Annotated in this window: 13 protein-coding genes; all 13 read right to left on the reverse strand. The window is 50.0% G+C overall.

The features are described from left to right. Window positions 1-7: 7 nt before the first annotated feature. Entirely contained in the window at window positions 8-1,120 is a 1,113-nt protein-coding gene (locus LAJLEIBI_RS16065; RefSeq protein ID WP_006443201.1) for an ABC transporter ATP-binding protein, read from the reverse strand. Continuing rightward, window positions 1,089-1,862, reverse strand: coding sequence for an HAD family hydrolase (locus LAJLEIBI_RS16070; RefSeq protein WP_006443202.1), 774 nt, complete (start codon window positions 1,860-1,862; stop codon window positions 1,089-1,091). The genes LAJLEIBI_RS16065 and LAJLEIBI_RS16070 overlap by 32 nt, the downstream gene beginning before the upstream one ends. Continuing rightward, window positions 1,840-3,372, reverse strand: a complete 1,533-nt coding sequence (locus LAJLEIBI_RS16075; RefSeq protein WP_006443203.1) for a CehA/McbA family metallohydrolase — start codon at window positions 3,370-3,372, stop codon at window positions 1,840-1,842. Before LAJLEIBI_RS16075 ends, LAJLEIBI_RS16070 begins: the two co-directional genes overlap by 23 nt. 5 nt (window positions 3,373-3,377) lie before the next feature. Continuing rightward, window positions 3,378-4,676, reverse strand: a complete 1,299-nt coding sequence (locus tag LAJLEIBI_RS16080; RefSeq protein WP_006443204.1) for an ABC transporter substrate-binding protein — start codon at window positions 4,674-4,676, stop codon at window positions 3,378-3,380. Window positions 4,677-4,729: 53 nt separating this feature from the next. Continuing rightward, entirely contained in the window at window positions 4,730-5,638 is a 909-nt protein-coding gene (locus LAJLEIBI_RS16085; RefSeq protein WP_006443205.1) for a carbohydrate ABC transporter permease, read from the reverse strand. Window positions 5,639-5,653: 15 nt separating this feature from the next. After that, the gene (locus LAJLEIBI_RS16090; RefSeq protein WP_006443206.1) at window positions 5,654-6,526 is read right to left on the reverse strand and encodes a carbohydrate ABC transporter permease; all 873 of its coding nucleotides are present in this window, start codon (window positions 6,524-6,526) and stop codon (window positions 5,654-5,656) included. Window positions 6,527-6,554: 28 nt separating this feature from the next. Continuing rightward, window positions 6,555-7,865, reverse strand: a complete 1,311-nt coding sequence (locus LAJLEIBI_RS16095; RefSeq protein WP_243132956.1) for an MATE family efflux transporter — start codon at window positions 7,863-7,865, stop codon at window positions 6,555-6,557. A gap of 249 nt (window positions 7,866-8,114) precedes the next feature. Continuing rightward, window positions 8,115-9,200: a M24 family metallopeptidase gene (locus tag LAJLEIBI_RS16100; RefSeq protein WP_006443208.1), complete on the reverse strand. Its 1,086-nt coding sequence runs from the start codon at window positions 9,198-9,200 to the stop codon at window positions 8,115-8,117. A 103-nt stretch (window positions 9,201-9,303) separates the two neighbouring features. Further along, entirely contained in the window at window positions 9,304-9,486 is a 183-nt protein-coding gene (locus LAJLEIBI_RS16105) for a FeoB-associated Cys-rich membrane protein (RefSeq protein WP_006443209.1), read from the reverse strand. Between the two features lie 20 nt (window positions 9,487-9,506). After that, complete coding sequence (gene feoB / locus LAJLEIBI_RS16110) at window positions 9,507-11,696, reverse strand: ferrous iron transport protein B (protein ID WP_006443210.1); 2,190 nt, start codon at window positions 11,694-11,696, stop codon at window positions 9,507-9,509. A 50-nt stretch (window positions 11,697-11,746) separates the two neighbouring features. Next, window positions 11,747-11,968, reverse strand: a complete 222-nt coding sequence (locus tag LAJLEIBI_RS16115; RefSeq protein ID WP_006443211.1) for a FeoA family protein — start codon at window positions 11,966-11,968, stop codon at window positions 11,747-11,749. A 14-nt stretch (window positions 11,969-11,982) separates the two neighbouring features. Further along, window positions 11,983-12,195 carry a FeoA family protein gene (locus LAJLEIBI_RS16120; RefSeq protein WP_006443212.1) on the reverse strand — a complete coding sequence of 71 codons (213 nt, stop codon included), beginning with the start codon at window positions 12,193-12,195 and terminating at the stop codon, window positions 11,983-11,985. A 21-nt stretch (window positions 12,196-12,216) separates the two neighbouring features. Next, window positions 12,217-12,459: a Fur family transcriptional regulator gene (locus LAJLEIBI_RS16125; RefSeq protein WP_040435053.1), complete on the reverse strand. Its 243-nt coding sequence runs from the start codon at window positions 12,457-12,459 to the stop codon at window positions 12,217-12,219. Window positions 12,460-12,543 lie beyond the last annotated feature (84 nt).

Genomic DNA, 12,543 nt, shown 5'->3' on the forward strand with positions numbered 1-12,543 from the left:
CCGGGCTTTAAACTCCCAGCGCCAGTTCAGTTACAGGGTCAAATATATGTGCTTTATCCATATCCATCCCCCATGTTACCATATGATCCCTTCTGGCCGCAGTGTCCGGCTCCACTCTTGCCGCCATACTGCTTCCCGCAAAATCAAAGTACAGGTATGCCTCCGCCCCGAGCATCTCATATACCCGGACACTCTGCCGCGTTTTCATGCAATTTCTCGAAACGATATCCTCCGGACGGTCATAGATGTCTTCCGGACGGATCCCAAGGACGATCTTTCTGCCGATATATCCGTTCTCTCTAAGCCACTGCCCCCTGACATGGGGAAGTTTTCCTTCCGCCTGCCCCGCCTTTGCGATCACATCTTTTCCTGACTCTGTACATACAGCCTCGATAAAATTCATCTGAGGTGTTCCGATAAAACCAGCCACAAACTTATTTGCCGGAGAATCATACAGACGGCCCGGGCTGTCGATCTGCTGGATGACGCCGTCTTTCATCACGACGATCCTCGTTCCAAGCGTCATGGCCTCCGTCTGGTCATGCGTCACATAGATAAATGTAGTGCTTAAGCTTCTGTACAGCTTCAGAATCTCGCCTCTCATCTGTGTCCGCAGCTTTGCGTCCAGATTGGAGAGCGGCTCATCCATAAGGAACACGCGGGGCTCTCTCACGATCGCCCGTCCCATGGCCACCCTCTGCTTCTGCCCTCCGGATAATTCCCGGGGCTTACGCTGCAGGATAGGACGGATATCAAGTATATCAGCCACTTCCTCTACTTTATGCCTTATGTTATCTTTAGAAAGCTTTCTGAGCTTCAGACTGTACGCTATGTTATCGTATACAGTCATATGCGGATAAAGGGCATAATTCTGGAACACCATGGCAATATCCCTGTCACAGGCCTCCACCTCATTCATGCGTTTCCCGTTCATGAGAAAAACTCCGTCCGTTATTCCCTCCAGCCCCGCTATCATGCGAAGCGTCGTTGATTTCCCACAGCCGGACGGCCCGACAAAAACAACGAACTCTTTATCGCTTACACAAAGGTTAAAATCTTTTACGGCCTCGCTGCCGTCTTCATACCGTTTATACACATGCTCTAATGCTATCTGCGCCATAACGATCCCTCCTGCCTTCTTCACCGCACAGCTTCACAACATCGGAAGCTGTCTCAAAGATATAATCCGCCTCCCGGTAATAATCCGCCCTCGTACTTACTCCGCTCAAGACGCCCACCGCAACGCTCCCGCACTGTCTGGCAAACCGGATGTCATTAAACGTATCGCCTACAACAGCTATCTCCTCCGGCTGAATCCCTGTTTGCGCCGCAAACGCCAGCAGCATGTCCGGCGCCGGCTTCGGCGCCTGTTTTCCGTCATCCGCGCCTACATAGTCAAAATACTCTCTCACTCCCAGAGTATCCAGGCAGTTTTCAGCGGAGGCCAGCGTATCTGCGGTAGCCAGTCCTATAAAAATCCCTCTCTCCTTCAGCTGCCGGAATACGTGGTTTAGGTGGAACAGTGGTTTAAACTGTATCTCCGGCCGGTTTATGTACGCGGAAAACAAAGATACGAGCTGCCTGTGAATGACCTTACACGGTATATTGATTCCGGCGGCTGCAAGCGCCTCCTTCACATGTGAGGCGATCTCCTCGTAAGGCTCAAAGGCAAGCGGTCCTTTTGGATCTACTTTCCCGCCTGACATTCCGATCGTCCTGAACAGGTACTCCCTCATCTTTTCTGTCTCTTCGATCCCGTTTTCTCTCATAAATGCGGGGATCACTGTCCGGGCGGCCTCTTCCCACAAGTCAAAGAAGTCGATCAGCGTTCCGTCTTTGTCAAATAATATTCCCTTGATCATGCTCTTCCTCCTCCATGTAATGTACCGCCTCCTTGAAGGTCTTCAGTCTGTGTTCTTTTTTTCCGCTGTAAATGGGGTTCACATAGGCGGCAAACTCTCCTCTGCTGTCTCTTACATCGAGGCGGGCCCAGTGCCAGAAATCCGGTTCAAGACCGATCTGCGCCTCACCTTCATAGACATCCGGCCCGCTCCTTACCAGCTCTATACGGAATCTCACACGGTTCATTACCATATAGACTTGCGGTTCTTCCCCCAGTCCGGTTATTTTCACACAGTACCGCACCTCTGTATGCTGTTCACACACAATCTCATCTCCCGGCAGATAAGACACGCCTCCGGCACAGATATTCAGTTTCAGACTGCAGTGCCTGCTCACATAGACATGCCCTTTTTTCATCGCCCGGAGCATATTTTCGGGTGACAGTTCCTCTGTAAATACATACGTTCCGGGATCTCCGGCAACAGACGGCTCCCGGGCGCCCTCATAATACTCTGTGATGAGATTATGGGAGTCGCTTCCTCCTATCCCGTATATTTTGTAGCCGTCCTGCCACAGCCAGTCAAGAAAGCGGATTGCCTTCCAGTTAGATTTTCCGGCGTATGTGTAGGTAGGGTCGTTGACTATCTCCAGAAAGTCGATCTGCCCGAGGGGCGTTTCCTCATATTTCCACTTCCAGATATGCAGGAACGGATGATTTATGCTGATGCCCCATCCTCTTTTCCGGGCCTCTTCCCACACTTCTTTCATATATGCCCCTGTATGCGTTCCGCCCATATGTGCCAGAATACGGGGAAGCGCTTCCGGCATCCTGTCGATACCGAAGAGGTTGCAGTGTCCCTGTTCCGTTGTTACTTCAATACCGGGGACTGCCATGACTTCTGTCTCCACCCAGCCCGTATGTATGACGTTATGCTCTGTTGGCACGTAAAAATCCAGATCCATATCTGCCGCTTTTTTCATGGCATTTTCCACCGTTTCTCTGCCGTCCGAAAGGCAGGTATGCGTATGGAAGTCCCCTTTATACCATCTCCGCTCTCTCCGGAACACTTTATTCCAGTCATACATATCGTGGAACAGTTCCCCATCGCCCCTGCCGCTCACCCAGCAGTGCCTGCCGGTATAATCCGGCCGCGGAGCGTCTCCCTCTGCCATGTCTGCCAGTCTGACTGTCAGAGTACATGCGCCGTCGCCCGGACGCTGCTTCACGTATTCTGTAAATATATATATGATCAGTTCCCACCGTCCTGCGCCGACGGAACCGGGCACACCTCCGATACTCGTATCACACGGCCCTCTGCCGATACAGATCAGCGGGCTCCCATATCCGATCAGCTTCTGAAGTCTTATATGTCCGCCCTCGTCCTTCAATATGATATAACCGGCCGGGCCGCAGTCCTCCTCTGTACCCACTTCTATATATAAGCGTTCAAGAGACTGGGGAATCCAAAAGGACTCCCCAAACATCGGCTCTGTATGTTTATTGATCTCAAATGTAAAACTTTTATCCATCTTTTTTACTCCACGCTGTCCAACGCAGCCTGTGCTGTTTTCTGTGCCTGGTCAAGCGCTTCTTTTGCCGGCTTTCCCTCTATCTCCACCTGATCGGCGGCAACGGAAAGCGCATCGAATATCTTGCCTCCCGTCGGATCCTCCGGGAGGATCGAACCGTGCTGTGCCTGGGAAAACGGTACAAGCGCCTGCGGGTTTTCTTCCGTATAACTTTTATACTTGTCAACATCCTGTGTAGACTGGCGCACCGGTACATAGCCAGTCTCCATGGACCACTCCGCCTGCTGTTCTGGCTCTGTAAAGTATTTCATAAAATCATATACGCCCTGCTTTTCTTTGTCCGTGGAATCTTTCAGCATGATGAGCTGAAGAGCATCCGCAGTCGGTGCGGACGGATTGCTTCCCCAGCCAGGCTGTTCCATCGCCTGCACTATGGAAAAATCAAGGTCTGCCTGGTCTCCCGATGAACCGGTATAACCGCCGGCCTTATTCTGAAGCACATCGTCAATGGTGGAGTACCAGTATTCCCATCCCTGTCCTCCGGAGTGAATGCGCATGATTTTATCGTCGTGGATCCATTGGCGGAAGCTCTCCCATACTTCTACCCACTCTTCACTGTTAATAAGTACCTTCTTGCCGTCGTCGCTTAAGATTTTACCGCCGTTGCTCAAAGAAGCGTCTACAAGATTATCCTTTCCCCACATCGGCTCCCAGCCATAGAAAGATTCGCCGCCGGACATTTTCTTTGCCGCGGCCTCCAGATCCTGCCACGTCTTGATCGTATCAGGGTCAATGCCGGCATCCTCAAACGCCTGAACATTGTAGTACATCACCTGAGTCGTGCCGTATGCAGGCAGTGCAAAGAGCTTTCCGTCTTCATCTTTACCCTGGTCGAAGAACACCGGGAGGTAGTCGGACTCGTCAAACGTATCGTCGTCTTTGATGTAGGAACTGATGTCTTCCGTCAGGCCCTTCCTTGAGAGATTTCTCGCCTTATCCACATCCAGAAGCGCTATATCCGGCGCTTTCTTTCCTGCGATTCCCGCCTGCAGCTTCTCGTATGTCTCCGTGTAATCGGCCTGTGTCACTGTATTGATGTGGTATTCTGACTGTGACTCATTATAGGCATCTACAATGCCCTGAAATACATTGACCGCTGTCTTTCCTCCCGAATACCAGAAGTCGATCTCCGTCGTCTTGCCGTCTTCAGCCGCCGAAGCCTTGTCTGTGCTGCCGCATCCTGCTGCCAGCGCCGCCGTGACAGATATGACAAGCGCCATCGAAATAAGCTTTTTCATTTTCATATGATTTCTCCTTACCCATGTTGTATTTTATAATGCATCTATGTAAAAAGGGATCATCCCTTCATACCCGTGTCTCCTCCGATACCGTTGATAAACCACTTCTGCGTAAACCCAAACAGAATCAGAAGCGGTACGACGATCAATGTGCTTCCCGCCATAACAAGCGGCCACTCTGTCCCATATGCCCCGCCTTCGATAAAGAAGCGCCGCAGTCCCTGGGACACCAGGCTTAACTCCGGTGAATCCGTGATCAGGGACGGCCACATATAGTTGTTGTAACAGGTGATGAAGCTCATCAGAATAAATGTGATAAAAGACGATTTCGTCATAGGCGCCACGATCTTCCACAATATCTGCCAGTGGCTTGCGCCGTCTATCCTTGCCGCCTCTATCATTCCCGCCGGCACCTGCATGAACGCCTGCCTCAGGAGAAATATGCCGAATATGCTCACCATGCTTGATATGATAAGCCCCCGGTAAGTGTTCAGCATATTCCAGTCTGCCAGTATGATATAGCTTGGAATATATGTAGCCGCAGTGGGCAGCATGTACGTCCCCATAATCAGCGCAAACAGCGCCTTGCGTCCTCTGAATGTCATGAACACCATGGCATATGTGATCATGGCGCCCGTCACAAGCTGCAGTCCCACCGTGGCAGTAGAAACGAACAAACTGTTTCCTATATACCTAAGAAGCGGAGATTCAAACAGCACTGATCGGAAGTTCTGCCACTGAGGGCTGGCCGGAAAGAACTGTGTCACATCCATCACTTCCGCCTTTGTTTTCAACGCGCTCAAAACCATCCAGAGAAATGGAAATATTGTAAATACTCCGGCTGTAAAAAGGACCGCCGTCTTCCCCGCGCCTCTGACCGCTTTTGCCGCTTTAAACGACAATGGGATCTGGTGTACCTGTGCTCCGCCCTGCCGGTCATATTTTTCTAATATATTCTGTTCATTCATTTTATCTTCTCCTTATCAATAGTGGACCCATCTCTTGGATGCCTGAAACTGGAATACGGACAGCGCTACTGTGATGAGGATCAGCACCATGGCCACCGCTGTCGCCTGCCCCATGTCAAATTCCTCAAATCCCAGCTGATAGTACATATACAGGAGCGTCCTTGTGCTTCCGGAAGGTCCGCCCTGTGTCAGGATCTGTATCTGGTCATACGCCTGAAGTGAATTTATCATCGTTATGATCGTAAGAAAGAAGGTGGTCGGCGAGATACAGGGAACCGTAATATCGCGGAACCTCTGCCATCTTTTCGCCCCGTCGAGACCGCACGCCTCATAAAGTTCTCCCGGCACTTTCTCCAGCGCCGACAGATAGAAGATCATGGCATATCCAAGGCTTTTCCACACCGTGACAAGTATGACAGACAGCATAGCCGTATCTGAACTCTGGATCCACTGAAGGCCCGGGAGACCCAAAAAACGCAGAAGAGCATTCGCTATCCCCGTATCCGGCTGGAATATCCATGTCCATACAATAGATACCGCCACAGTCGGCGTGATCCATGGAGAGAATAATATAAACTTTACGATTCCGCTCCCCCTGAAATACTTCTGAAGCAGAAGCGCAAGGATCAGTCCTCCGGCTATCGTCGGTATGAGTGTCCCCAGGGTAAATACTACCGTGTTGCCCAGCGCCTGGTAGAATCTTGTATCTGTGAACAGTTTTATAAAATTATCAAAAAAGACAAACTGATAATCCGGCGACATATAATCCCAGTTGGTAAAACTGATGAGCAGCGATTTCAAAATAGGGTAGATCCAGAATATTGCCAAAGGTACAAGCGCAGGCAGTACAAACAACAGCACACTGCTTCTATTTTTCATTTTCTGCATTTTTCTTTTTCCTCTTTTCTCCTTTTATTCAACGGCCACATCTTACCACCGCAGTATTAAGTCTGCTTTTTCTTCTTGTAAAACATATGTTAAATATAAGAAGCATAACGAGCTGGCCGGCCGGAAAGGCAGCCCATACCCCGTTTATCCCCCATATTTCCGGCAGGATAAAAAGGAGGACAGGCATGGCGATCAGAGTCTCGCCGTATATTAATCTGGAGGCGTCTTTTATCCGAAGTACCGAATTCATGTATGCAATATGGAACTTTACCGGTCCCATAACGAAAAACGCGGTACTGCTGACAGTCATCCCTGTATCAAAATAAGCTGCCGACCGCTTGGACAACCCGAACACATCGGGGATCACCGGCTTCACCGCATATACGAGCAGGGCAAGCAGCAGTCCTGCGGCCGCCGCAAAACGTTCCCCCGTACTGCGGATATACGCAAGCTCCTCCATACGGTCTCCGCCGCAGTAATAACTCATCAAAGGCTGCGAACCGTCTCCGATACCGGTCAGAATATACTGTACGGGAAAGGTGATATAAGAGATGACCGCATAACATGCAACAGCAGCGCCGCCCCCGTATTGAAGACATCTCTGATTCGTAAATACCAGGATCAGAGACGGGGCAAGCGACAGACCAAACGCCGAAGCCCCGGTCCTCAAAATGTGCACCGCCGTTTTCCGATCCAGTGTAAGCTTCAGCGGCTCCTCCCCTTTGCCATAAATGAGGAAAAATCCTGTCAGGGCCGTCACAAGCTGCGCCGCCACAGTTCCCAGCGCCGCGCCGCGGACACCCAGACCAAACCGGAAGATCAGAATATAATTCAGTACGAGATTCACAAGCATTCCCGCAGACATGCCTGCCACAGCTCCAAGAGCCCTTCCTCTATTGCGCAGGATGGGGATGATGCCCGTACCGACGGTCTGAAAAACAGCGCCCAGTATAATGACCTCACTGTAATCTCCCGCTTTTACGCTGACATCTCCCGAGGCTCCGAGTATGCGTAACATCTGCGGATATAAACAATACAGGACCCCGGTTATAAAGAGGCCTTCCACGATCAAAAGCGTCACTGTCTGGCCGTAAATTTTACTGCTCTTTTCCCCCTCACCCATCCCCCTGCAGTTAGAGTAGAGGATGCTGCCTCCCATCCCCGATCCGACGCCAACGGCTGTTACGAAAGCCGGCAGCGGCCAGGCGATATTGACGGCTGCAAGTCCCGCGTCACCCACAGCCCGTCCGATGAACAGGCCGTCCACGATCGAATAAAGCCCGGACAGCAGCAGGGCGAAAACCGCGGGCAGGCAATCCTTTGCCCAATTTTTTCTCAAAGCGTTTTTATCCATCACAGATTCCTGCTCCTTCCGTATGATATCTTGCAGTGCAAAGGGCCTAACCGCCTGACGGCGTATCATGACCCCCGAAAACTCTGCTCAGCGAAATTATAAAGAAGGTTTGTTAAGTCTCTGCTCTGTTTTATGATAAAAGTTTGTTAATTCTGAACCATTCCGGAAAAAGGCACAAAAAAAACCGCGGCGGATAAATCCGCCACGGAAATTTTATTAATGTCTGTTAACTTTTTACTCTTCCGGTACTACAATAAGGTCTTTCGTGAAGTGGTTCAGCACTTCGCATCCGTCCTCTGTAATGATCACAAGATCTTCGATACGTACGCCGATGCCCTCTTCCTGGATATAGATGCCCGGTTCTACGGAGAAGCACTGTCCGACTTTGATGATATCCTCATTTACAGAAGACACATCTCCGAACTCATGGTCTTCAAGACCGATGGAATGTCCTGTCCTGTGCGTAAAATACTGTCCAAACCCTTTTTCTTCGATGTAGTTTCTTGCAGCCAGGTCTACGTCGCACATTCTGTTGCCCGGTTTTGCGGCTTCGATACCACGTCTGTTGGCCTCAACTACAATATCGTAGATTTCCTTTGCGCGGTCGGACACTTCGCCGATAAATACTGTTCTTGTCATGTCAGACGCATAATTGTCTTTGAACGCACCGATGTCAAGCACTACGCAGTCGCCGCGTTTTCCCTTGGAATCGTCCGTTACGTGATGCGGATCCGCCGCACCTTTTGCATAAGCTGTGATCGGGTCGAATGACACATCTCCGCAGCCAAGCTCTTTGTAGATCTCACGGATCTTGGCGTTCAGCTCTCTCTCCGTAAGTCCTTTTGATACCCATGGAATCAGCTTTTCCATAGCGATATCATTCAGTCTGGAGGATTCCCTCATCAGTTCCTGCTCGCCTTCATCCTTTATCATACGGATGTAGTCAACGATAGGAGAACCGTTTACAAATTTGCTTCCGCCGCCCAGTTCCTGCAGACGGATCAGGAATTTTGCAGGCCATGTCTTGTCAATTCCCATAACCTTGTCTTTTTCAACAAATCTGCTCATGATCTCAACACCGTCCTCGATGTCATCATACCACACGATATCTACCCCAAGATCTTTTTCCTGTGGAAACAGTTTGTTGATCATCATTTTGTGATTACCGTTTACATTGAGATACAATGCAAGTAATCTTTCACCTGGATGAATCCATGCTCCTGTCAGATAGAAGATGGCTACCGGATCAGATATGATCATCTGCGGGACTCCGTTTTCTTCCATTGACTTTAAAACTCTTGAAACTTTGTTCTGGTCCATATTTTCCCCAACCTTTCATTGTGTATTCGGCATTAAAACCGGCAGCTGCACACTACCGGTTTCAACTAGTCTCATTATATTATCTTGTATAGAAAAAGTCAATCTACTTCCTTTCATCCGCGGACTTCATCCCGCAGCTGTGGGCACATCCGCTGCAGCCGCATCCGCAGGAGCCACCCGCCTTTTTCTTCTTCCACATACTGCGGACGATAAGGGCAACGATACCGAGTACGATAAGCCCTACTGCTGCCGTTGAAACAACGCTGCTGATTGCTGCCAATGCCATAATATCACCTTCTTTTTTGTCTATGCTTTTGCCCTGCGGGCATTTACGCTTGATACATTCACTTTCAATGAAGAACTTTCCTTATACGGCCTGAATAACAGGTACAAAAAGCCGATCAGTACGATCACCGCTGCGGCTGTGCCGATTCCGAATCCGCCGCCTGTGAACAGGCTGCCGAACTGGTACACACAGAGTGAGACCGCATAGGCAAGTATCGTCTGGTATCCGATGGCGAACCAGAACCATTTTGCATTGTTCATCTCACGCTTGATCGCTCCCATCGCCGCAAAGCAAGGAGCGCACAGTAGATTGAATACGAGGAAGGAATATGCCGCTACAGCGGTCATGCTCGCCGCAAGCGTTCCCCATACTTCTGCTCCGTTTTCCGCCACTTCTGCAAAGCCGTAAAGAATGCCAAATGTTCCCACAACGTTTTCCTTCGCTACAAGTCCGGTGATCGCGGCGACCGCTGACTTCCAGTCTCCCCATCCGAGAGGAACAAAGAGCCATGCAAGGCCTCTGCCGATACTTGCAAGCAGACCGTCACTCAAATCTTCAACCATTCCGAAATGTCCGTCTACAAACCCAAAGCTGGATGTGAACCATATAAATATAGTGGACAGTAAAATGATAGTTCCTGCTTTTTTGATAAAGGACCATCCGCGTTCCCACATACTTCTGAGCACGTTGCTAACAGTAGGCATATGATAAGCCGGAAGTTCCATTACAAACGGCGCCGGGTCTCCGGCAAACATTTTCGTCTTTTTCAGTATGATACCTGAACAGATAATTGCCGCTATGCCGACAAAATAAGCGCTCGGCGCAACCCAGGACGCCCCGCCGAACAGCGCTCCCGCGATAAGGGCTATGATAGGAAGCTTTGCTCCGCACGGAATAAACGTAGTTGTCATGATCGTCATCTTGCGGTCACGGTCATTTTCGATCGTCCTCGACGCCATAATGCCGGGCACGCCGCATCCGGTGCCGATGAGCATCGGAATAAATGACTTTCCGGAAAGACCGAATTTACGGAAGATCCTGTCCATGATAAACGCGACTCTCGCCATATAACCGCATGCCTCCAGAAACGCGAGGAATATAAAGAGCACGAGCATCTGCGGCACGAATCCAAGGACGGCTCCTACACCTGCTATGATACCATCCAGGATGAGACTCTGCAACCACGGCGCACAATTGACCACGCTTAGACCATTCTCCACGATGACCGGTATGCCCGGCACGTCGACGAGTCCGAACAGCTTCCATCCCTCGCCGAATACGCCGTCATTTGCCCAGTCTGTCGCCCATGTTCCGACCGTTGACACGGACACGTAATATACAAGCCACATTACAACCGCAAATATCGGCAGCGCGAGCCATCGATTCGTCACGACCCGGTCTATCTTGTCGGATGTTGTGAGTTTCTCTTTGTTCGCTTTTTTAAGACTCTCGCCTATGATGGAAGTTATGTAATTATACCGCTCATTTGTTATGATACTCTCCGAATCATCGTCCATGTCCTTCTCGGCCTTTTCGATAACTGCAGACACATCCGGCGCATGCTTCATCTGTTCCGCGATCTTGTCATCCCGCTCAAACAGCTTTACCGCATAGAACCGTTTCTGCTCCTCTGGTATATCACCGTCAAGCATCGTCTCGATCTCATCCAGAACAGCCTCAACTTCCTGTGAAAACTCATGCACAGGCGCCACCGCCTGTTTTGCCTGCGCGGCTTTCACAGCCTTTCCGGCCGCCTCTTCGATTCCTTCGCCCTTCAGCGCGGAGACCGCCACGACTGTACATCCAAGCTTTTCTCCCAGTTTTCTTGTATCAATGACGTCGCCCGATTTTTTTACCACATCCATCATGTTGACCGCCATCACTACAGGAATACCGAGTTCCATGAGCTGTGTCGTCAGATACAGGTTACGTTCCAGGTTCGTGCCGTCCACAATATTTAAAATTGCATCCGGCCGCTCTGTAATGAGATAGTTTCTCGCAACTACTTCCTCCAGCGTATACGGCGACAGGGAATAGATCCCCGGCAGATCCATGATCACTGCTTCCTTATTGCTCTTAAGTTTTCCTTCCTTCTTTTCAACAGTGACCCCCGGCCAGTTACCCACGAACTGGTTGGAACCGGTCAGTGCGTTAAACAAAGTTGTCTTGCCGCTGTTTGGATTGCCGGCAAGTGCTATCTTGATTCCCATCTCTATTCCTCCTGTAATGTCTTATTCACGAGCATCTTCTCTGTGACTCTCTAATTTACCTCGATCATCTCTGCGTCTGCTTTGCGCAGGGACAATTCATAACCACGGACGGTAACTTCGACCGGGTCGCCCAGAGGCGCTACCTTTCTGACAAACACTTCCGTTCCCTTCGTGATCCCCATATCCATGATCCGCCTTTTGACCGCTCCCTCACCGTGAAGCTTGACGACCGATACGCTTTGATTGCATCCGATATTTCTTAATGTGCGCATTCCTTTCCTTCCTCCTAAACCATGATCTTGTTTGCGATCCCTCTGCTGACCGCGACTCTGGATTCCTTTACCTGTACGATTATGCTGCCTCCGTTCTCCGAGACTACCTTCACTTCTTCTCCGGTCACAAAACCAAGGCTCTCCAGGAATTTCTTCACTTCATTTTGTCCCCCTACACGTTTGATCGATGCGGTTTCACCCGATCCAAGCATTGTCAGTGGCATCATTATCACTCCTTTTTATCCACATTATATCTGCACCGCCATCTCTTTCCTGATCAGATCAAGGTCCTCCAGCAGCTGTACGGTACGGTATACAGTTGCAATGCCAAGTCTGTTGTCTATCTGCTTTGCGGCAAAATAGATCTCTTTACAGGAAGAATGTTCATTGCTGAGTATGACTTCCAGCAGCATCTTTCTCTGGCTCGTGATCCGGTATCCATTTTCTTTCAGGCGGTTTGTTATCTCCTGCAGACGTTCTTCCTGGTTCATATTATCACTCCGGCATTTCTGATATTGATTATCATTTACATTGGTATTATATTCCTTATGAGAATCTTTGTCAATAACGCAATT

This window comes from [Clostridium] hylemonae DSM 15053, from assembly GCF_008281175.1.
GTDB classification, from domain to species: Bacteria; Bacillota; Clostridia; order Lachnospirales; family Lachnospiraceae; genus Extibacter; species Extibacter hylemonae.